This is a genomic window from Cupriavidus sp. MP-37, from assembly GCF_020618415.1.
Classification (GTDB): Bacteria; Pseudomonadota; Gammaproteobacteria; order Burkholderiales; family Burkholderiaceae; genus Cupriavidus.
Genome location: NZ_CP085344.1, coordinates 1,558,627 through 1,580,427, shown reverse-complemented (window position 1 = coordinate 1,580,427; position 21,801 = coordinate 1,558,627). Strand labels below are relative to the sequence as shown.

Genomic DNA, 21,801 nt, shown 5'->3' with positions numbered 1-21,801 from the left:
GATGATTTTGCTGCCCGACAGTGCCGGATTGACGGATAATACGCGCCAATCCGCACCCCGGCTTGCCGCCAACCGGTGGCCGCCGGCAGCCTGTTCCGCGCGCCGTGTCACGACCGGCGCGGGCTGCAGCGCCCGATTACCAGCGCCAAGCGCTCTATCCCTATTTCAAGCGCCTTATTCAGCGCCAAACTATGCCTGCTCTACAACTAGTCCCTGCCCAGCGCTCCGACCTGCGCTCCCGCGCCCATGCCCTGAACCCGGTCGTGATGGTCGGCGCCGAGGGCCTGACCCGCGCCGTGCTGGCCGAGATCGACCGCAGCCTGGCTGCCCATGACCTGATCAAGATCCGCGTGTTCGGCGACGACCGCGAAGCGCGCATCGCCATTTACGAAGAAATCTGCGACCAGCTCAGCGCCGCGCCGATCCAGCATATCGGCAAGCTGCTGGTGGTCTGGCGTCCGGGCGAAGCGCGCCTGAAGGAAAACCAGCCCGAAGACCTCGGCCGGCACACGCCCGCCCGCCGCGGCGGCGCCGCCCCGCGCACGGTGACGGTGAAGAAGCCCAGCGCCGCGCCGAACCGCCGTCCGACCCGCAAGGAAGTCACGGTGCTCGGCAACGAGCGCGTCACCGCCGGCGGCAATGTGAAGCGCGCGCGCGCGCGTCCCACCAGCCAGAAGAAGAAGTCCCTGGGCTAAGGCAGCCCGGGCAAAACCCAGGCGGGCGCCGCCAGGCGCCCGCTGCCGGACTCACTCCCCGGCCGAACGCGGCGCCGAAGCGCGCCACACCAGTGCCAGCGCCAGCAGGCTTTGCAGCAGGTAGAAGGCGCTGGACACGCCGTGCAGCATGCCGAATTGCGCCTTGTACGGCGACTCCGACACCCCCACGCCCAGCGCCAGCGCCTTTTCCTTCAGGCTGCCCATGAAGGGCTGGGTGCCGAAATAGCCCACCAGCACGCAGCACAGCATGCCCAGCACCAGCCAGCGCAGCCCGCGGTAGCGGTGGGCGCCGCGCCGGATCATCACGTTGCACAGCACCAGCTGCAGCACGCCGCTGGTCACGCCGACGATGGCTTCGGTATGGAACAGGTGACCGGCGATCATGCCCGCCATCTCGCGGCTGGGCAGCACCGAAAACAGCGTCGGTGCCACCATGTAGCCGACGGTCCACAGGCTGCCCGCCCACACCACCGTCAGCAGCAGGAAGATGCGGTGCGGCAGCGGCGGCAGGTTGTTATAGGAACTGGAGAACACAAGCCGGCCTTTCCGGTGGCCGGCGCAGGCCTAAGCCCGCCGGCCGGGCCGGCATCAGATGTAGCGAACCGTAATGACTTCGTACTCGCGCTCGCCGCCCGGGGCCAGCACGGTGGCGACGTCGCCTTCGAACTTGCCGATCAGCGCGCGCGCAATGGGCGAGCTGACCGAGATCTTGCCGGCGTCGAGGTCGGCCTCGTCATCGCCGACGATCTGGTAGCTGACCGGGTTGCCGGACTCCAGGTCCTCCAGGTCGACGGTGGCGCCAAAGACGATGCGGCCGTCGGTGTCCAGCTGGGTCGGGTCGATGATCTGCGCGGCCGACAGCTTGGCCTCGACTTCCAGGATGCGGCCTTCGATAAAGGCCTGCTTTTCCTTGGCGGCGTCGTACTCGGCGTTTTCAGACAGGTCGCCCTGGGCGCGCGCTTCCGAGATGGCATTGATCACCGCCGGACGCTCGACAGCCTTCAGGCGCTGCAGCTCCTCCTTCAGGAGCTCTGCGCCACGCTTGGTAATCGGAATGGTGCTCATGTCTTCGTTCAACAAAAAAATGAGCCGCAGCGGAGCTGGAGCCATCCCCGGCAAACCCGCCAGGGCACTTCCGCTCAACCGCGGCTTTCAGACAGGATCGAACGCGGGCACGCCGGTTCGATCGACGAATTTGACGTAGTTTAGGTCAGGAAGCCCGCCGGCAGCAACTCCGGCGGGCTTCCCGGGCGGGGCCGCCGCAATGCGGCCGGCCCCTTGGCGATGTGTTGCCTGCTTACCTTGACGGCATCAGGCCAGCGAGGCATGCAGGCCCTGCAGGTCGTAGACCTCCAGGCTCTGCATGTGCTTCAGGCCTTCCACCGCGGCGCGCGCGCCGGCGATGGTGGTGTAGTAAGGAATGCGATGCGCCAGCGCCGAGATCCGGATCGAGCGCGAATCGGCGATCGCGCCGCGGGTTTCGTCGACGGTGGTGAACACCAGCGCCAGTTCGCCGTTCTTGATCATGTCGACGATATGCGGACGGCCGTCCTTGACCTTGTTGACGACCTTGACCGGGATGCCGGCGGCCTCGATCGCCGAGGCGGTGCCGCGCGTGGCGACGATCGGGTAGCCCATGTCGTGCAGCATGCGGGCCACGGCCACGGCGCGCGGCTTGTCGCTGTCCTTCACGGTGATCAGCACGGCGCCCTTCTCCGGCAGGCGCGAGCCCGCGGCCAGCTGGCTCTTGAACAGGGCCTCGCCGAAGCTCTTGCCCACGCCCATCACTTCGCCGGTCGAACGCATTTCGGGTCCGAGCACCGGATCGACGCCCGGGAACTTGTTGAACGGGAACACCGCTTCCTTGACGCTGTAGTACGGCGGGATCACCTCGTCGCCGACGCCCTGCGCGTCCAGCGACTGGCCGGCCATGCAGCGCGCTGCAATCTTGGCCAGCTGCATGCCGGTGGCCTTGGACACGTACGGCACGGTACGCGAGGCGCGCGGGTTCACTTCCAGCACGTAGACGGTATCGACGCCATTGTTCTGCTGGATCGCGAACTGCACGTTCATCAGGCCGACCACGTTCAGGGCCTTGGCCATCGCCGCGGTCTGGCGCTTGAGTTCGGCCACGGTCTCGGCCGACAGCGAGTACGGCGGCAGCGAGCAGGCGGAATCGCCCGAGTGCACGCCGGCCTGCTCGATATGCTCCATCACGCCGCCGATAAAGACGCGCTTGCCGTCGCACAGGGCATCGACATCGCACTCGATGGCGTCGTTCAGGAAGCGGTCGAGCAGCACCGGGGAGTCGTTGGAGACCTTGACCGCCTCGCGCATGTAGCGCTCGAGGTCGCGCGGCTCATGCACGATTTCCATGGCGCGGCCGCCCAGCACGTACGACGGGCGCACCACCAGCGGATAGCCGATTTCCTCGGCCAGCCGCAGCGCTTCGTCCTCGGCGCGCGCGGTGCGGTTGGGCGGCTGGCGCAGGCCCAGGTCCTGCAGCAGCTTCTGGAAGCGCTCGCGGTCTTCGGCCGCGTCGATCATGTCGGGGCTGGTGCCGATGATGGGCACGCCGTTGCGCTCCAGGTCCAGCGCCAGCTTCAGCGGGGTCTGGCCGCCGTACTGCACGATCACGCCGACCGGCTTTTCCTTGTCGACGATCTCGAGCACGTCTTCCAGCGTCAGCGGCTCGAAGTACAGGCGGTCCGACGTGTCATAGTCGGTCGACACGGTTTCCGGGTTGCAGTTGACCATGATGGTCTCGTACCCGTCTTCGCGCAGCGCCAGCGCGGCGTGCACGCAGCAGTAGTCGAACTCGATGCCCTGGCCGATCCGGTTCGGGCCGCCGCCCAGCACCATGATCTTCTTCTTGTCGGTCGGCGCGGCCTCGCACTCGCCATGCTCGGCCTCGTAGGTCGAGTACATGTAGGCGGTGTTGGTGGCGAACTCGGCCGCGCAGGTGTCGACGCGCTTGTAGACCGGGCGCACGTTCTGGGCGATGCGCGCCGCGCGCACGGCCTTGGCATCGGTCTTCAGCAGCCGCGCCAGGCGGCGGTCGGAGAAGCCCTTCTGCTTCAGGAAGCGCAGTTCGGCGGTCGACAGGCTGTCGAGCGTGCGCGACTTGACCAGGCCTTCGGTGCGGACGATGTCCTCGATCTGGGCCAGGAACCACGGATCGATGGCGGTCTCGTGATAGACCTCTTCCAGCGACATGCCGAGGCGGAACGCGTCGCCCACGTACCAGATGCGGTCCGGGCCGGGCTCGCCGATCTCCTCGACGATCTCGTCGCGGTCGGTGGACTTCTCGTCCAGGCCGTCGACGCCCACTTCCAGCCCGCGCAAAGCCTTCTGGAACGATTCCTGGAAGGTGCGGCCCATCGCCATCACTTCGCCCACCGACTTCATCTGGGTGGTCAGGTGGCTGTCGGCCTGCGGGAATTTCTCGAAGGCGAAGCGCGGCACCTTGGTGACGACGTAGTCGATCGAGGGCTCGAACGACGCCGGGGTGGCGCCGCCGGTGATCTCGTTCTTCAGCTCGTCCAGCGTGTAGCCGACCGCCAGCTTGGCCGCGACCTTGGCGATCGGGAAGCCGGTGGCCTTGGACGCCAGCGCCGACGAACGCGACACGCGCGGGTTCATCTCGATGACGATCATGCGACCGTCCTTCGGGTTGATGGAGAACTGCACGTTGGAGCCGCCGGTGTCGACGCCGATCTCGCGCAGCACCGCCAGCGAGGCGTTGCGCAGGATCTGGTATTCCTTGTCGGTCAGAGTCTGCGCCGGCGCCACGGTGATCGAGTCGCCGGTGTGGATGCCCATCGGATCCAGGTTTTCGATCGAGCAGATGATGATGCAGTTGTCCTGCTTGTCGCGGACCACTTCCATCTCATACTCTTTCCAGCCCAGCAGCGATTCCTCGATCAGCAGCTCGCGCGTGGGCGACAGGTCCAGGCCGCGCTTGCAGATCTCTTCGAATTCTTCGCGGTTGTAGGCGATGCCGCCGCCGGTGCCGCCCAGCGTGAACGACGGGCGGATCACGATCGGGTAGCCGCTGGTGCCGGTCTCCTGGGCGATGCGGGCCTGCACGGCCACGGCCTCGTCCATCGAGTGGGCGATGCCGGACTTGGCCGAGCCCAGGCCGATCTTGGTCATCGCGTCCTTGAACTTCTGGCGGTCCTCGGCCTTGTCGATGGCCTGGGGCGACGCGCCGATCAGTTCCACCTTGTACTTGTCCAGCACGCCATGGCGATGCAGGTCCAGCGCGCAGTTCAGCGCGGTCTGGCCGCCCATGGTCGGCAGGATCGCATCCGGACGCTCCTTCTCGATGATGCGCTCGACCACTTCCCAGGTGATCGGCTCGATGTAGGTCACATCGGCCGTGGCCGGGTCGGTCATGATGGTCGCCGGGTTGGAGTTGACCAGGATGACCTTGAAGCCTTCCTCGCGCAGGGCCTTGCAGGCCTGGGCGCCGGAATAGTCGAACTCGCACGCCTGGCCGATGATGATGGGGCCCGCGCCGATGATCAGGATGCTCTTGATGTCTGTGCGTTTTGGCATTGCACGCTCTCTTTATGGGCCGGCCCGCCTTGCCTGCGGACCGCGCCGGTAATCAGGGAATCCGTCCGGATTCGAAAATGTGGTCTGGCTCAGTTCATCGTGGCCGTGGCCAGCTTGGCGCCGAAGCCGATGAACATCGCCCCTACCCCGCTGGCCATGCCGGCCGACAGCCGGCGGCGGCGCCGGAACGCCTCGGCCAGCTTCGCGCCCACGAAGATGATCGTGGTCAGGTAGGCAAAGCTGCAGATCTGGCACACCAGCCCCAGCACGCCGAACGACAGCACCGGGTAGGCGAAGGCCGGGTCGACGAACTGGATGAAGAACGAGATGAAGAACAGGATCGCCTTGGGGTTCAGCAGGCTGATCAGCAACGCCTTGCGGAACGGGTCGGACTGGTCCGGCGTGGCCGCAGGCACCGCCGCGCCGGCGGCATCGCCGCGCGCGGCCCAGCTGCGCAGCGCGCCGCGCAGCATGTTGAAGCCGATCCACGCCAGGTAGGCCGCGCCGACGTACTTCACCACGTAGAACAGCGCCGGGCTGGCCTTGAGCAGCGAGGCCACGCCCGCCGCCGACAGCACCATCAGCACCGCGTCGCCCAGGAACACCCCGCACGCGCCCTTGTAGCCGGCGCGCACGCCGCGCTGCGCCGCCACCGACAGCACGTACATCGAATTCGGGCCCGGCAGCAGCACGATAAAGATCGTGCCCAGCACATAGGTCCAGAAATCGGTGATGCCGAAAGCGGTATGCATGAAGGCGTTCATGGGGTGTCCCTGTATCTCTCTCGCTGTGCCCGCGCGCTCGCTTGCACGCTTACTTGCGCGCGTCGGTCATCAGCTCGATGAAGCGGTCGAACAAGTACGCCACGTCGTTCGGGCCGGGCGAGGCTTCCGGGTGGCCCTGGAAGCAGAACGCCGGCTTGTCGGTCAGCGCGAAACCCTGCAGCGAGCCGTCGAACAGCGACTTGTGGGTGACGCGCACGTTCGCCGGCAGCGTGTCGGCGTCGACCGCGAAGCCGTGGTTCTGCGACGTGATCACCACGCGGCCGTCGTCCAGGTCCTTGACCGGATGGTTGGCGCCGTGGTGGCCGAACTTCATCTTCAGGGTCTTGGCGCCGACCGCCAGGGCCATGATCTGGTGGCCCAGGCAGATGCCGAAGGTCGGGATGCCGCGCGCGATGAACTCGCGCGTGGCGGCGATGGCGTAGTCGCACGGCTCGGGGTCGCCGGGGCCGTTGGACAGGAACACGCCGTCCGGATTCAGCGCCAGCGCGTCGGCCGCGCTGGCCTGCGCCGGCAGCACCGTGACCTTGCAGCCGCGCTCGGCCAGCATGCGCAGGATGTTGTACTTGACGCCGTAGTCATAGGCGACCACATGGAACTGCGGCTGCTGCTGCTTGCCGTAGCCCTCGCCCAGCTTCCATTCGGACTGGGTCCATTCGTACGGTTCCTTGACCGACACCACCTTGGCCAGGTCCATGCCGGCCAGGCCGGGGAACGAGCGGGCCAGGTCGATGGCCTTCTGGACGTTGTCCTCGCCGGCCAGGATGCAGCCGTTCTGGGCGCCCTTCTCGCGCAGAATACGCGTCAGCTTGCGCGTATCGATGCCGGCGATGGCCACCACCTTTTCCTGCTTCAGGTAATGGGCCAGGGTGTGTTCCTTGCGGAAGTTGGACGCCAGGATAGGAAGATCCTTAATGATCAGGCCGGCGGCGTGGACTTTCGTGGCTTCGACATCCTCAGGATTGACCCCGTAGTTACCGATATGCGGATACGTCAGCGTGACGATCTGCCGCGAGTAGCTGGGGTCGGTGAGGATTTCCTGGTAACCGGTGATGGCGGTGTTGAACACCACTTCGCCGATGGTATGGCCGGAAGCGCCAATGGAATAGCCACGAAAGACCGTGCCGTCTGCTAGCGCGAGAATGGCGGACGGAAAAGACGGTAACACGGGTAGGCTCCTGCTGGACTCACCCCGTGACCGACCAATCGACGCCTCGTGCCTCCCAGGCTGGATCCGCGACGGCGGCAGCGGCATTGCGCCGATGCGGTCGGGTCCGGTCGCGACATGCTCATTGCGTCACATCTGATGCAGACGGCAATGGCGGCGCGGATGGGGGCGGCGGAAGGTGGAAAGCGGTAGGCGCTAGGGTGAAGGGTTCTGAAAGCGAAACTTTCGAATTATATCCCGAGCCACCCAATTTCTCAAGTTTTCAAGGACTTGCGCGCGGCAGGCGGCGATCTCGCCGCGCCGGCCGCCGCCGCGCTGCCCGTTCCCGCAGGCGCGGTTGCACCTGGCGCCGGCGGATTATCGCGGCGGCGGCACCACCGCCGTGACCTCGATTTCCACCTTGGCGCGCGGCTCGACCAGGTCCGCGACCTCGACCGCGGTCATCGCCGGGAAGTGACGGCCGATGATGGCCCGGTAATGTTCGCCGATCGCCCCATAGGCGCCGACATATTCGGCCTTGTCCTTCACATACCAGGTCATGCGCACGATATGTTCGGGCCGCGCATCGCCGGCGGCCAGCACCGCCACGACGTTGCGCAACGTCTGCGCCACCTGCAGGCCGAAGTCGTCGGTCTCGAATTCGCACTGGCTGTTCCAGCCGATCTGGCCGCTGATGAACAGCAGGCGGCTGCCGGCCTGCATCTCGGTCATCATGCCGTTGGCGTAGCCGCGCGGCGGCGCCCAGTCGGGCGGCTGCAGGATCTTCATGTCGTTTCCCTTGGTTGCTTGGTATGGGTGGATGGAAATTCGTCTCAGGCCGCGGCGACCAGATAGCGCGCCATGGCCTCGCGCACGGCTTCGGGCAGCGGCTGGGGGGCGATCGCGCCGGTATCGACACAGACCAGCCGTTGCGTCACTTCCATGCGGGTATCGTCATGCGGGCCGGCAAAGCGGACCGCCAGCGTGAAGCTGGACTGGCCCAACTTCAGCACCCGCAATTCGCGCGTCAGCACCTCGCCCAGCCGGCTCGGCGACAGGAAGCGGCACTCCAGCTCGGCCGTGGGCACGCCGGCGCGGCCCTCGCCATGCATGGCATCGAACGGCCAGCCCAGCGCCTCGCCGAACCAGTCCTCGATCAGGTCGTTGAGCATCTCGAAGTAGCGCGGGTAGAACACGATGCCGGCCGCGTCGCAGTGCTTGAAGCGCACCTGCACGGTGTTGCGGAACACGTCGCTCATGGCTTCTCCTGCTGCTTGCCGCCACTGCCGCCACTGCTGCCGTTATTGCTGCCGGCACCCTGCTGCGCCATCTGCCTCAGCCTGAAGCGCTGCAGCTTGCCGGTCTCGGTGCGCGGCAGCGCCGGCACGAACTCGATCCGGCGCGGGTACTTGTAGGGCGCGATCTGGCGCTTCACGTATTCCTGCAGCGCGGTGCGGGTGGCGTCGTCGGCGGCCACGCCCTCGCGCAGCACCACGTAGGCCATCACCACCTGCCCGCGCCCGTCGTCCGGCGCGCCGACCACGCCGCATTCGGCCACGGCCTCGTGCTGCATCAGCGCACTTTCCACCTCCGGGCCGGCGATGTTGTAGCCGGCCGAGATGATCATGTCGTCGGAGCGCGCCTGGTAGAAGTAATAGCCGTCCGCGTCGCAAACGAAGGTATCGCCCGGCAGGTTCCAGCCGCCCTTCACGTAGTTGGCCTGGCGCGGGTCGTCCAGGTAGCGGCAACCGGTGGGGCCCTGCACCGCCAGCTTGCCGACCTGGCCCGGCGGCAGCGGCCGCATCTCCTCGTCGACGATCTGCGCCACGTAGCCGGGCACCACCTTGCCGATCGCGCCGGGCCTGACCTCGGCACCCGCGCTCGAAATAAAGATGTGCATCATCTCGGTGCCGCCGATGCCATCGGTCATCTCGATGCCGGTGGCGGCCTTCCAGCTCTGCCGCGTGGCGTCGGGCAGCGCCTCGCCGGCCGACACGCTGTGCCGCAGGCTGGAGATATCGAAGCGCGGCGCCAGCGTCGCCATCTGCCGGTAGAACGTGGGCGCGGTGAAGACGATGGTGGCGCGGAAGTCGTGGATCAGCTCGAGCAGCGTTTCGGGCGTGAGCTTCTCCGCCAGCACCGTGCTGGCGCCGATGCGCAACGGGAAGCACAGCATGCCGCCGAGCCCGAAGGTAAAGGCGATCGGCGGCGTCCCGCAGAAGATGTCGTCCGGCGTGGAGCGCAGCACATGGCGCGGGAACAGGTCGCACATCGCCAGCACGTCGCGATGGAAATGCATGGTGCCCTTGGGCTGGCCGGTGGTGCCGCTGGTAAAGGCGATCAGGCAGACATCGTCGCTGGCGGTGTCGCAGGCGTCGAAGGTCTCCGGCTTGCCGGCCATCGCGGCCTCGAGCGAACCTTCGCCTTCGCCGTTGAAATACAGCGTGCGCGCCAGGCTCGGGCAATGCCATTCGCCGCCGGCCTGCTGGTTGGCGTCGAGTTCCTCGCGCAGCCGCGCATCGCACAGCGCGGCGCTGACCTGCGCCTTGTCGATGATCTGCTTGAGCTCCCTGGCGCGCAGCAGCGGCATGGTCGGCACCGCCACCAGTCCGGCCTTCAGCGTCGCCAGCCAGCTGGCTGCCATCATCAGGTTGTTGGGGCCGCGCAGCAGCACACGGTTGCCGGGCACCAGCCGCATGTCCTCGACCAGCACATGGGCGATGCGGTTCACCAGCGCCGCGAGCTCGGCATAGCTGACGGTCTCGATGCGGCCGTCGCGGCGATGGCGGATGGCGATGCGCTCGCCGCGTCCTTCGCGCACGTGGCGGTCGACCAGCTCCACCGCCGCATTGATCCGCTCGGGGTAGTCAGTATCGGCGTTGAAGCGGAACACCGGCCACTGGTCTTGCGGCGGCAGGCGGTCGCGCGCGAAGGTATCGAGGTGGGCTGTGGTCGCCATGGCTTGTCTCCTGTCTGCTGTCAGCTGTCTCGCCGACTATTGAACTTTCAGTTTTTCACGACAGCGTTCGAAAAAGCCGTCGTCATTCCCGCGCAGGCGGGAATCCAGCGTCTTTGAAGTCCTCTGGGGACAAAAGTCACTGGGTCCCCGCCTGCGCGGGGACGACGGTTTATTAGCGGCGTCGCAAAAGATTTCCTTTTGACGTACGTCACCATCTTCTCCCTTACGCCTTGTGCCCGGCCAGCGTCTCGCGCGCGATGATCAGCTTCTGCACTTCGGTGGCGCCTTCATAGATGCGCAGTGAGCGGATCTCGCGGTACAGGCTTTCCACCCGCGTGCCGACCTTGACGCCGAGGCCGCCGAACATCTGCAGCGCGCGGTCGATCACCTGCTGCGCGTTCTCGGTGGCGACCATCTTGGCCATGGCCGCCTCGCGCGTGGTGCGCTGTCCCTTCACATCGCGCAGCCAGGCCGCGCGATAGGTCAGCAGCGCGGCGGCGTCGATGGCGGTGGCCATGTCGCCGACCGCGGCCTGGGTCAGCTGCAGGTCGGCCAGCACGCCGCCGAACATCGGCCGCGCGCGGGCACGCGCCAGCGCATCGTCCAGCGCGGCGCGGCCGAAACCCAGCGCCGCCGCCGCCACCGAAGCGCGGAAGATATCGAGCGTCATCATCGCCACCTTGAAGCCCTGCCCCGCCTCGCCCAGCCGGTTGCCCACCGGCACGCGGCACTGGTCGAAGCGCAGCGTGGCCAGCGGATGCGGCGCCATCACGTCGATGCGCTCGGCAATGGCCAGGCCCGGCGTGTCGGCGTCGACCACCAGGGCCGTGATGCCGCGCGCGCCCGGCGCTTCGCCGGTGCGCACGAACACGCAGTAGAAGTCGGCAATGCCGCCGTTCGAGATCCAGGTCTTGGCGCCATCGATCACATAGTGGCTGCCGTCTTCGGACAGCCGCGCGCTGCATTGCATCGCGGCGACATCCGAACCGGCATCGGGTTCCGACAGCGCGAACGCGGCGATCGCCTCGCCGCGGGCCACGCGCGGCAGGTAGCGCGCGCGCAGCGCCTCGCTGCCCGCCAGCGTGATCGCGCCCGAGCCCAGCCCCTGCATGGCAAAGGCAAAATCGGCCAGGCCGTCATGGCGCGCGAGGGTCTCGCGCAGCAGGCACAGCGAGCGCGAATCGAGCGCGGGCAGCGCGCCGCCATGCGCGGCCGGCACGCAATAGCGCAGCCAGCCGACCTCGCCCAGTTGCCGCACCAGCGCGCGGCAGGCGGCATCGGTGTCGCTGTGGTCGACCCGCAGGTGTTGCCCGCACCATGCGTCAAGCTCGCGCTCCAGCACGCGGTGGGCATCGTCGAACAGCGGCAGATCGAGGTAGGTCTTGTCGGACATGGCGGCTCAGTCCCCTTCGAAGACCGGCCTGGTCTTGGCGACGAAGGCCTCATAGGCGCGGCGGAAATCGCGCGTCTGCATGCAGATCGCCTGCGCCTCGGCCTCGGCCTCGATAGCCTCGTCCAGGCCCATATTCCATTCCTGGTGCAGCAGCTTCTTGGTCACGCCGTGGGCGAAGGTCGGGCCGGCGGCCAGTTGCGCGGCCAGCGCCTGCGCCTGCGCCAGCACCGCTTCGGTCGGGTGCAGCGCGTTGAAGAAGCCCCACTGCAGCCCTTCCTCCGCGCTCATCGAACGGCCGGTGTACAGCAGCTCGCTGGCCCGGCCCTGCCCGATCACGCGCGGCAGCAGCGTGCACGCGCCCATGTCGGCACCGGCCAGGCCCACGCGCGTGAACAGGAACGCGGTCTTGGCCTGCGCCGTGCCCAGGCGCATGTCGGACGCCAGCGCCATCATCGCGCCAGCGCCGGCACAGATGCCGTCGACCGCGCTCACCAACGGCTGCGGGCACGCGCGCATCGCCTTGACCAGGTCGCCGGTCATGCGTGTGAAGTCGAGCAGCTCCGGCATCGACATGCGCGTCAGCGGGCCGATGATCTCGTGCACATCACCGCCGGAGCAATAGTTGCCGCCGGCGCCGGTCACCACCACCGCCTTGATGTCGCTGGCGTAGCACAGGCCGCGGAACAGGTCGCGCAGCTCGGCGTAGGAGTCGAAGGTCAGCGGGTTCTTGCGTTCGGGCCGGTTCAGCGTGATGGTGCCGACCTTGCCGTCGTCGGACACCGACCACAGGAAGTGCCGCGGTTCATAAGCGGCGAAGCTGCGCTTGTGGTGGCGCATGTCGAGTGCGATTTCAGTCATGGTTTTCTCTCCGGTCCTTGTCTTGTCAGCCCGCCATCACTTCGCCGCCGGCCACCGGGATCGCCTGTCCAGTGATCGCGCCCGCGGACGGCTGGCACAGCCATGCCACGGCGTCGGCCACTTCCTCCGGCTGCACCAGGCGCCGCTGCGGGTTGCGCGCGGCCAGTTCGGCACGCGCCTGATCTTCCGTACGACCGGTCTTGCCAACGATATTGGCGACGGCGTCGCGCACGATATCGGTTTCGGTATAGCCGGGGCAGACCGCGTTGATGGTCACGCCCTTGGCCGCGGTTTCCAGCGCCAGCGCGCGCGTCAGCCCGATCACGCCATGCTTGGCCGCGCAATAGGCGCTCACATAGCCGTAGCCGATCAGGCCCGCGGTGCTGGCCACGTTGACGATGCGGCCCCAGCCGGCTTCAAGCATCGCGGGCAAGGCGGCCTGCGTGCACAGGAAGGTGCCGGTCAGGTTGACGTCAAGCATCCGCTGCCACAGCGCGGCATCGGTCTTCAGGAACGGCGCGCTGTGGGCCTGCCCGGCATTGTTGACCAGCATCGCCACGCGGCCGGCCTGTTCCGTGGCCGTGGCAAAGGCGCGCGCCACGCTGTCGGCATCGGCAATATCGGCGGTGACGAACGACACCATGGCCCCTGCCGGCGCCTGGCCGCGCAACGCCTGCACCGTCGCCTGCAGCGTGCCGGCAGCGCGCCCCAGCAGCGTCACGCTGGCGCCATCGGCCAGCAGCCGCCGCGCGATCGCCGCGCCGATGCCGCGCCCGCCGCCGGTGACCAGCGCGTGCCGGCCGGCCAGCGTTGCCGTGCTGCCCGTCATGCCTGCTTCTCCTGCGCCGCGGCGCGTTCGAGGTTGGTTTCCAGCTGCCGCTTGCCGGCCAGGTACTGCTTGGGCCAGGCGATATCGCGGTAGCCGATGCGCGCGGCTTCCTGCAGCGTCCACGCCGGGTTGGCCAGGTGCGGGCGCGCAATCGCGCACAGGTCCGCGCGGCCGGCGGCGATGATCGAGTCGACGTGATCGGCCTCGAAGATCGCGCCCACCGCAATGGTGGCGATGCCGGCCTCGTTGCGAATGCGGTCGGCAAAGGGGGTCTGGTACATGCGGCCGTAGACCGGCGCCTGGTCCGGGCTGACCTGCCCCGACGAGCAATCGATCATGTCGGCGCCCGCGGCCTTGAAGGCCCGGGCGATCTCGACAGCGTCGTCGGGCGTGATGCCGCCTTCGACCCAGTCGTGCGCCGAGATACGCACCGACATCGGCTTGTCCTGCGGCCAGACCGCGCGCACGGCCTCGAACACTTCCAGCGGATAGCGCAGCCGCGCCGCCAGCGAACCGCCGTATTCGTCGTCGCGGGTATTGGTCAGCGGCGAGATAAAGCTCGACAGCAAATAGCCGTGCGCGCAGTGCAGCTCGAGCCAGTCGAAGCCGGCTTCGGCCGCGCGCCGCGCGCTGGCGACGAAGTCGTCGCGCACGCGGTCCATGTCGGCGCGCGTCATCGCGCGCGGGGTCTGCGATTCGCCCGGCAGGTAAGGCAGCGGCGACGCTGAAATCACCGGCCAGTTGCCCTGCGGCAGCGGGTGGTCCATCGCTTCCCAGCCGAGTTGCGTCGAGCCCTTGCGGCCCGAGTGGCCGATCTGCATGGCGATGCGCGCATCGCTGTTGGCATGCACGAAATCGACGATGCGCTTCCACGCGTCGCGCTGTGCATCGTTCCACAAGCCCGGGCAGCCCGGCGTGATGCGCGCATCGGGCGACACGCAGGTCATCTCGGCCACCACCATGCCGGCGCCGCCGAGTGCGCGCGCACCCAGGTGGACCAGATGGAAGTCGCCCGGCACGCCGTCGGTGCAGGAATACATGGCCATCGGCGATACCACCACGCGGTTCTTCAGCGTGACGCCGCGCACGCGGAACGGCGTGAACATCGGCGGCAGCGGCTGGTGCGCCTGCAGCTGCAGGCTGTCGGCCGGCACCCCGGCCTGCTGTGCCAGCCAGTGCTCGAATTGCGCGACATAGCCGGCATCGCGCACGCGCAGGTTCTCATGCGAAATCCGTTGCGAGCGCGTCAGCAGCGAATAAGCGAACTGCTCCGGCGGCAGGCTGCCGGCGTAGCGCTCGACGTTCTCGAACCACTCGGTCGAGTTGCGCGCCGCGTTCTGGATCTTCAGCACCTCCACGCCGCGCGTGGCTTCATAGCGCGCCAGCGCGTCGGGCAGGCCGTCGTGGCCGCTGCCGCGGATCTCTTCGGCCAGGTCGATGGCATCCTCGAGCGCCAGCTTGGTGCCGGAGCCGATCGAGAAATGCGCGGTGTGCGCGGCATCGCCCATCAGCACCACCGGCACGCGGCGGCCGTCGGGCAAGGTGTTCCAGTGCACCCATTGCCGGCAGATCACGCGCGGGAAGCGGATCCAGATCGCCGAGCCGCGCAGGTGCGCCGCGTTGCTGATCAGCTTGTTGCCGTCGAGGTAGCGCGCGAACAGCTTCTCGCAGTAGGCCACGCCCTCTTCCTGGCTCATCTGCTCGATGCCGGCGGCGCGCCAGACCGCTTCCGGCGTCTCGACGATAAAGGTCGAGGTGTTGTCGTCGAAGCGGTAGGCATGCGCCTGGAACCAGCCGTGCTCGGTCTTTTCAAAGGCAAAGGTGAAGGCATCGAACAGCTTGTGCGTGCCCAGCCAGACAAAGCGGCACTGGCGCGTATCGATATCCGGCCGGAAGGTGTCGGCATAGCGGGTGCGGATGCGGCTGTTCAGTCCGTCCGAGGCGATCACCAGGTCGGCCTGGTATTGCATCGCCAGCGCCTGGTCGTCGGAGACATCGGTCTCGAACACCAGCTTCACCCCGAGCGCTTCGCAGCGCGCCTGCAGGATGTTCAGCAGGCGCTTGCGGCCGATGCCGATAAAGCCATGCCCGCCCGAGCGGATGGTGCGCCCGCCGATATGGATGTCGATATCGTCCCAGTGGTTGAAGGCGGCGTTGATCTCGCTGGCGCTGGCCGGGTCGGCCTGCTTCAGGTTGTCCATGGTGGCGTCGGAAAACACCACGCCCCAGCCGAAGGTGTCGTAGGGCCGGTTGCGCTCGACCACGATGACCTCGTTGGCCGCATCCTGCAGTTTCATCAGCAGGCCGAAGTACAGGCCGGCGGGGCCTCCGCCAATACAAAGCACACGCATCTGTTGCCTCCTGCCGGCTGTGCCGGGCGCGCCGCATATTGCGACCGCATCCGGGCCTCACCGCGATCTAGATCAAGACTAAATATTTTATGCTTCAAATATTAGACTGCATCACGACCGATGGCAAGGCGGCGATGCGGTGTGCCGCGCGCGACACCGCCATCGCCCTTCCCCACTAGCCCTTCAACGCGGCCTGCAGCTGGTCCAGCGCGCCCGGATCCTCGATGGTGGTCAGGTCGCCCGGATCGCGGCCCTCGGCCACGGCCTGCATGGCACGCCGCAGCAGCTTGCCGGAACGCGTCTTCGGCAGCGCATTGACGAACAGCACACGCGCCGGCCGGGCCACCGCGCCGAGTTGCTGCTCGACCGTCTTCATCAGCTCGCCCTCGAGCACCAGCCGCGCCTCCGGCGTGGCGGTGCGCGCCGGATCGCGGGCGATGCAGAACGCCATCGCCACCTGTCCCTTGAGCGCGTCCTGCACGCCCACCACGGCGACCTCGGCCACCGCGGCGCTGGACGACAGGCTTTCCTCGATCTCGCGTGTGCCCAGCCGGTGGCCGGCGACGTTGATCACGTCGTCGGTGCGTCCCAGGATAAAGACATAGCCGTCGGCATCGCGCACGCCCCAGTCGAAGGTGGAATAGCACAGCCGGTTCGGCACCGCCTGCCAGTAAGTGCGCACGAAGCGGTCATCGTCGCCCCAGATCGTGCTCATGCATCCCGGCGGCAGCGGGCCGTCGATGGCGACCACGCCCTTCTGCCCGGGCGGGCACTCTTCGCCGGTGGCCTCGTCGACGATCTTCAGGTCATAGCCGTAGGCCGGCACGCCGGGCGAGCCCAGCTTGGGCGGCAACGCCTCGAGGCCGCGCTGGATCGCGATGATGGGCCAGCCGGATTCGGTCTGCCAGTAGTTGTCGACCACCGGCTTGCCCAGGCCGTCCTGGATCCAGCGCGCGGTGGGCTCGTCGAGCGGCTCGCCGGCCAGGAACAGCAGGCGCAGGCTGGACAGGTCGTAACGCGTCAGCCACGCCGGATCCTGCTTCTTCAGCACGCGGATCGCGGTCGGGGCGCTGAACATCAGGTTGACCCGGTATTGTTCAACCAGCCGCCACAGGATGCCGCCATCGGGCCGGACCGGCGTGCCTTCATACATCAGCGTCGCCATGCCGGCCAGCAGCGGGCCATAGACGATATAGCTGTGCCCCACCACCCAGCCGATGTCCGACGCGGTGAACATGGTGTCGCCGGCCTTGCCGCAGAAGATGTATTCCATCGACGTGGCCAGCGCCACCGCATAGCCGCCGGTATCGCGCTGCACGCCCTTGGGCTTGCCGGTGGTGCCCGAGGTATAGAGCACATAGGACGGCTCGCCCGACTCCAGCCACACGCACGGCACCTGCACGCCGGCGACGCGCTCGCGCCACGCGCCGTAGTCTTGGTCGCGGCCTGCGGTGCGGGGCATGTCCGCCAGTTGCCGGTCCACCAGCAGCACCTTCTCGGGCTGGTGCGACGACAGCCGCATGGCCTCGTCCAGCAGCGGCTTGTACGGCACCACCTTGCCCGCGCGCGAGCCGGCATCGGCGCTGACCACCACGCGCGGGCGGGCATCCTCGATGCGCGCGGCCAGGCTGACCGAGGCAAAGCCGCCGAACACCACCGAATGGATGGCGCCGATGCGCGCGCACGCCAGCATCGCGAAGGCGGCTTCCGGAATCATCGGCATGTAGATCAGCACGCGGTCGCCGCGCTGTACGCCCAGTTGCTGCAGGATCGCCGCCATGCGGCTGACCTCGTCGTGCAGTTCGGCGTAGGTGAAGCTGCGGGCCTGGTCGGTTTCGGTCGAAACCCAGTGCAGCGCCGGCTGGCTGGCGCGGGCCGCCAGGTGGCGGTCGACCGCGTTGTGGCACAGGTTGGTGCGCCCGCCGACGAACCAGCGCGTAAAGGGGGCGCGGCTGTTGTCGAGCACCTGGCTGAACGGGGTTTCCCAGTCGATGCGTGCCGCCTGTTCGGCCCAGAACCCCTCGGGGTCGGCCAGCGAACGGGCATGCACGGCATGGCTTGCCGTCATGTCTGTCTCCTCCGCTTGTGCGGTAGTTGTGGATATGCCCGTAGTTTGCCACCGGCCCGGGTACCCGTGGCCACGGTTTGGGCGTGCTGGCGCACGGGGCGGCGCCGGCACATGAAAAAAGGGGCGTGCCAACGGCATCGCCCCTTTTGCTCCCGGCGTCGCGCCGGTGCGGCCGCGTCAGCGCGCCTTGACGCCCTTGGCGCTGGCCTTGGTGGAGGTCTTGGCCGACACCTTGGCGACTGCCGGTGCCTTGGCCCCGCGTCGCGGCGAGGCTTCGACCACCACACGCTGGCGCGCCTCGCCCTTGCCCTTGGCGGAAACCCGGACCACCCTGGCGCCCTTGCCGGCCTTGCCGGTGGGTTCCTTGCGGCTGGCCTGTTCGCTGCGCTCGGCCCGCTCGGCGCGGTCGGCGCGTTCGGCACGGGCCGCGCGCACGGCGCCGGCGCCGCGCACCGGCACCATCAGCACCAGGCTCTGTCCGGCCACCAGCTTGGTGCCGGAGAGCTTGTTCCACGACTGCACCTGCCCCGCCGAGACCCCGTAGCGCCGCGCCACCGAGGCCACGGTGTCGCGCCGGCTGGCGCGCACCACCACGCGGCGCGCATCGGGCAGGTCCGGCTCCATCGCCAGCATGGCGCTGTCGGCGAGGGTGGCGCTGATGTCCTGGTCATGCCGGCCCGAGCGCGGGATCATCACGGTCGAGCCCGCCTTCAGGCGCATGCCCTTGGGGATGCTGTTGATCTCGCGCAGCGTGTCGGCATCGACATTCAGGCGCGCCGCCAGCGACTCGACGCGCTCGCGGCTGTCCACCGTCACCGCGGCCCAGCTCGACAGCCCGCCGCGATAGGTGTTCAGGTTGTACTGGAAGCGCTCGGCGTTATCGAACGGCAGCAGGATCTGCGGATTCGACGCGCCCAGGATCACCGGCCGGTTGAACGACGGGTTCAGCGCCTTGAATTCCTCCACCGACATGTCCGCCAGCTTGGCCGCCAGGTTCACGTCGATGTCGCGCGAGGTGGTCACCGTGACGAAGTACGGATGGTCCGGAATCTCGGGCAGCTTGACGCCGTACGCGGCCGGGTTGGCGATGATGTTCTTGACCGCCTGCAGCTTGGGCACGTAGTAGCGCGTCTCGTTGGGCATCGGCAGGCTGGCATAGTCGGTCGGCAGCCCGCGCGCCTGGTTGCGCGCGATCGCCCGCGACACCGCGCCCTCGCCCCAGTTGTACGCCGCCAGCGCCAGGTGCCAGTCGCCGAACATGTCGTAGAGCCGCGCCAGGTAGTCGAGCGCGGCGTCGGTCGAGGCCAGCACGTCGCGGCGCTCGTCGCGGAACATGTTCTGCTTCAGGTTGTACGACTTGCCCGTGCTGGGGATGAACTGCCACATCCCGGCCGCCTTGGCGGTGGACTGCGCCTGCGGATTGAACGCGCTCTCGACGAACGGCAGCAGCGCCAGCTCGGTCGGCATCTTGCGCTGCTCGAGCTCCTCGACGATGTGGTAGAGGTAGCGGCTCGAGCGCCCGACCATCCGTTCCATGTACTCCGGCCGCTGCGCATACCACTGGGTACGATCATCGACCAGCGTACCCTCCAGGTCCTGCATGGCAAAGCCGCGCCGGATGCGGTCCCAGATATCGTTGGACGGGCCGCGCAGCCAGTCCAGGCCGCCCTGGTCGACATTGATGGTGGAAGTGGAAGAGAGCGCCGACTTGTCGCTGAGCGAGTTGAGCGGGTCCGGGCGCTTGGCAGTCTGGGCGGTCGCGGCGCCGTCGGCGCCTTCAGGCGGCGTGGGGGTGCTGGCGCACGCTGCAAGCAGCGCGGCGCACGCGACCACCGCCAGTAGTCGACCAATTTTCATTAAGTTCTCAAATCGTGACGCTAAAAGGTTGCGTGATGCTAAAAAAAACCGCGTATCGCGTCAATCAGATTTTCCATATAGCCGCTATCCGGCCGGCCGCCGCCGTGCCTTGCGGCACAAGGCATGGGGCCGGGCCGGTGGCTCAGCGGAAATTGTCCTTCCAGCCGCGCAGCGCACCGAACGCCTGCGCATCGCCCGCGGTGGCGCCGCCGTGCGCCGACACCGCGGCGCGCACCGCCGGTTCGCGCGAGCGCAGGAACGGGTTGACCTCGCGCTCATGCGCGATGGTGGTCGGCAGCGTCGGCCGGTCCGCGGCGCGCAGCGCCTCGACGCGTTCCTCCCACGCCGCCAGCGCGGCATTGCCCGGCTCGACCGCGCGCGCGAAGCGGACATTGCTGCGCGTGTATTCGTGCGCGCAATAGACGCGGGTGTCGCCGGGCAGCGCCGCCAGCTTGTCCAGCGACGCCAGCATCTGCGCCGGCGTGCCTTCGAACAGGCGCCCGCAGCCGCTGGCGAACAGCGTATCGCCGCAAAACACTGCCGGGCCGGCTTCGCCCAGGTCGGCAACATAGGCGATGTGGCCGGCGGTGTGGCCGGGCACGTCCAGCACGCGCAGCGTCAGCGCCGGCGCCTCGAGCGTCGCCACATCGCCCTCGCGCAGCGCCCGGGTGCGCCCGCCGATACGCTCGCGCGCCGGCCCCAGCACCGGCAGCGGTTCGCCCGAGGGCGCGCGCGGATGCGCGGCCAGCAGCTCGGCCACCCCACCCTGGTGATCGCCGTGGTGATGGGTGATTACAATAGCGCCCAGAGCCAGACCGCTTTGCGCCAGGAAGCGCTCCACCGGCGCGGCCTCGCCAGGATCGACCACGGCGGCGCAGTGCCCGTCGTGGATGGCCCAGATATAGTTATCCTGGAACGCCGGGATCGGCTCAACCTTCAACATGCGCATGCTCCTATGTCCAATCGTCCCAATCACCCGATTGTAAGCTGGGAAGACTGGCTGGCCTCGCCGCCCGGCGAGTACATGCTGCGCTGGGAGGCGCAGCAGTACGACCGGACCGTGGCCGACATCTTCGGCTATCACGCGGTCCAGCTCGGCCTGCCCTATATCGATACCCTGCGCGAGAACCGGATGCCGTTCTCGGCGCTGGCGCTGGATCCGTCCAGCGGCCCGCACGGGCCGCGTGCCGCACATCCGGATGCGCGCCAGCTGCTGTGCCGTTTCGACGAACTGCCGTTCGACACCCAGAGCATCGACCTGGTCACGCTGCCCCACATCCTGGAGTTTGCCGAAGACCCGCATGAAGTGCTGCGCGAAGTCTCGCGCGTGCTGATGCCCGAGGGCCGCGTGGTGGTCACCTGCTTCAACCCGATGAGCCTGTGGGGTGCGCGCCAGGGCATGAACCGGCTCGGTGCCACGCCCTTCCTGCCGACCGACGCCCAGCAGATCGGCTTCGTGCGCATCAAGGACTGGCTCAAGCTGCTCGGCTTCGATATCATCCGCGGCCGCTTCGGCTGCTATTGCCCGCCGTACCGCACCGACCGCTGGCTGCAGCGCGCCGCCTTCATGGAAAAGGCCGGCGACCGCTGGTGGCCGATCTTCGGCGCGGTCTATATGATTTCGGCGATCAAGCGCGTGCGCAATATCCGGCTGGTCGGACCGGCGTGGAAGAGCAAGCCGGCGCTGGCGCCGGTGTCGGCGCCGGTGGCCACCCCCACCGGCACGCACGGCAAGGCCCCGGGCAAGGAACACTGACGCGGCCCGGCCGCGCGGGTGATCCACCTGTCCCGCCCCTCAATGCGCCACCCGACCCGCGGGTGGCCACCACGGAATCACATGCAAGAAGTCACGATCTACTCCGACGGCGCCTGCAAGGGCAATCCCGGCCGCGGCGGCTGGGGCGCAGTGCTGGTCGCCGGCACCAGCGAGAAAGAGCTGTTCGGCGGCGAGCCGAACACCACCAACAACCGCATGGAAATGACCGCCGTGATCGAAGCGCTGCGCGCGCTCAAGCGGCCCTGCGTAGTGCGCGTCTATACCGACTCGCAGTACGTGCAGAAAGGCATCAGCGAGTGGCTGCCCGGCTGGAAGGCGCGCGGCTGGAAAACCGCCGACAAGAAGCCGGTCAAGAACGCCGACCTGTGGCAGGCGCTGGACACCCTGGCGCAACCGCACCAGATCTCGTGGCACTGGGTGCGCGGCCACAACGGCCACCCCGGCAATGAGCGCGCCGACGCGCTGGCCAACCGCGGCGTCGAATCGATCGGCCGCTGACCGGAT

Annotated in this window: 18 protein-coding genes; 3 read left to right on the top strand and 15 right to left on the bottom strand. The window is 67.9% G+C overall.

The features are described from left to right. The first annotated feature begins 191 nt into the window (after nt 1–191). Nucleotides 192–695, top strand: a complete 504-nt coding sequence (locus LIN44_RS07435; RefSeq protein WP_227314161.1) for a YhbY family RNA-binding protein — start codon at nt 192–194, stop codon at nt 693–695. A 51-nt stretch (nt 696–746) separates the two neighbouring features. Here LIN44_RS07435 and LIN44_RS07430 read toward each other — a convergent pair whose 3' ends face one another. From LIN44_RS07430 to gloB, 15 genes are all read right to left on the bottom strand, one after another. Beyond that, complete coding sequence (locus LIN44_RS07430; RefSeq protein ID WP_227314160.1) at nt 747–1,250, bottom strand: DUF4149 domain-containing protein; 504 nt, start codon at nt 1,248–1,250, stop codon at nt 747–749. Between the two features lie 54 nt (nt 1,251–1,304). Continuing rightward, on the bottom strand, nt 1,305–1,781 hold the full coding sequence (greA, locus tag LIN44_RS07425; protein ID WP_018007830.1) for a transcription elongation factor GreA: 477 nt from the start codon (nt 1,779–1,781) through the stop codon (nt 1,305–1,307). Nucleotides 1,782–2,027: 246 nt separating this feature from the next. Next, on the bottom strand, nt 2,028–5,276 hold the full coding sequence (gene carB / locus LIN44_RS07420; protein ID WP_227314159.1) for a carbamoyl-phosphate synthase large subunit: 3,249 nt from the start codon (nt 5,274–5,276) through the stop codon (nt 2,028–2,030). An 89-nt stretch (nt 5,277–5,365) separates the two neighbouring features. Next, a complete protein-coding gene (leuE, locus tag LIN44_RS07415; RefSeq protein WP_111517608.1) occupies nt 5,366–6,040 on the bottom strand; it encodes a leucine efflux protein LeuE in 675 nt (224 codons plus the stop codon). Between the two features lie 49 nt (nt 6,041–6,089). Further along, the gene (carA, locus tag LIN44_RS07410) at nt 6,090–7,226 is read right to left on the bottom strand and encodes a glutamine-hydrolyzing carbamoyl-phosphate synthase small subunit (RefSeq protein WP_227314158.1); all 1,137 of its coding nucleotides are present in this window, start codon (nt 7,224–7,226) and stop codon (nt 6,090–6,092) included. Between the two features lie 357 nt (nt 7,227–7,583). Continuing rightward, complete coding sequence (locus LIN44_RS07405; protein WP_227314157.1) at nt 7,584–7,994, bottom strand: RidA family protein; 411 nt, start codon at nt 7,992–7,994, stop codon at nt 7,584–7,586. A 44-nt stretch (nt 7,995–8,038) separates the two neighbouring features. Then, entirely contained in the window at nt 8,039–8,464 is a 426-nt protein-coding gene (locus LIN44_RS07400; protein WP_227314156.1) for a thioesterase family protein, read from the bottom strand. After that, nucleotides 8,461–10,164 (bottom strand): AMP-binding protein, encoded by a 1,704-nt coding sequence (locus tag LIN44_RS07395; RefSeq protein ID WP_227314155.1) that lies wholly within the window; start codon nt 10,162–10,164, stop codon nt 8,461–8,463. The genes LIN44_RS07400 and LIN44_RS07395 overlap by 4 nt, the downstream gene beginning before the upstream one ends. Nucleotides 10,165–10,387: 223 nt before the next feature. Beyond that, nucleotides 10,388–11,557 (bottom strand): acyl-CoA dehydrogenase family protein, encoded by a 1,170-nt coding sequence (locus LIN44_RS07390; RefSeq protein WP_227314154.1) that lies wholly within the window; start codon nt 11,555–11,557, stop codon nt 10,388–10,390. 6 nt (nt 11,558–11,563) lie between these two features. Further along, nucleotides 11,564–12,415: an enoyl-CoA hydratase family protein gene (locus LIN44_RS07385; RefSeq protein ID WP_227314153.1), complete on the bottom strand. Its 852-nt coding sequence runs from the start codon at nt 12,413–12,415 to the stop codon at nt 11,564–11,566. 25 nt (nt 12,416–12,440) lie between these two features. After that, a complete protein-coding gene (locus LIN44_RS07380; protein WP_227314152.1) occupies nt 12,441–13,244 on the bottom strand; it encodes an SDR family NAD(P)-dependent oxidoreductase in 804 nt (267 codons plus the stop codon). Beyond that, nucleotides 13,241–15,595: a bifunctional salicylyl-CoA 5-hydroxylase/oxidoreductase gene (locus tag LIN44_RS07375; RefSeq protein ID WP_227314151.1), complete on the bottom strand. Its 2,355-nt coding sequence runs from the start codon at nt 15,593–15,595 to the stop codon at nt 13,241–13,243. Before LIN44_RS07375 ends, LIN44_RS07380 begins: the two co-directional genes overlap by 4 nt. A gap of 175 nt (nt 15,596–15,770) precedes the next feature. After that, on the bottom strand, nt 15,771–17,663 hold the full coding sequence (locus tag LIN44_RS07370) for a propionate--CoA ligase (protein WP_255638277.1): 1,893 nt from the start codon (nt 17,661–17,663) through the stop codon (nt 15,771–15,773). Between the two features lie 177 nt (nt 17,664–17,840). Continuing rightward, nucleotides 17,841–19,520 carry a transglycosylase SLT domain-containing protein gene (locus LIN44_RS07365; RefSeq protein WP_227314150.1) on the bottom strand — a complete coding sequence of 560 codons (1,680 nt, stop codon included), beginning with the start codon at nt 19,518–19,520 and terminating at the stop codon, nt 17,841–17,843. A gap of 142 nt (nt 19,521–19,662) precedes the next feature. Continuing rightward, a complete protein-coding gene (gene gloB / locus LIN44_RS07360) occupies nt 19,663–20,463 on the bottom strand; it encodes a hydroxyacylglutathione hydrolase (protein WP_227314149.1) in 801 nt (266 codons plus the stop codon). A gap of 12 nt (nt 20,464–20,475) precedes the next feature. On the opposite strand from gloB, the gene LIN44_RS07355 reads away from it, so the two are divergent. Further along, the gene (locus tag LIN44_RS07355) at nt 20,476–21,276 is read left to right on the top strand and encodes a class I SAM-dependent methyltransferase (RefSeq protein ID WP_227314148.1); all 801 of its coding nucleotides are present in this window, start codon (nt 20,476–20,478) and stop codon (nt 21,274–21,276) included. A gap of 81 nt (nt 21,277–21,357) precedes the next feature. Then, on the top strand, nt 21,358–21,795 hold the full coding sequence (rnhA, locus tag LIN44_RS07350; RefSeq protein ID WP_018007845.1) for a ribonuclease HI: 438 nt from the start codon (nt 21,358–21,360) through the stop codon (nt 21,793–21,795). Nucleotides 21,796–21,801 lie beyond the last annotated feature (6 nt).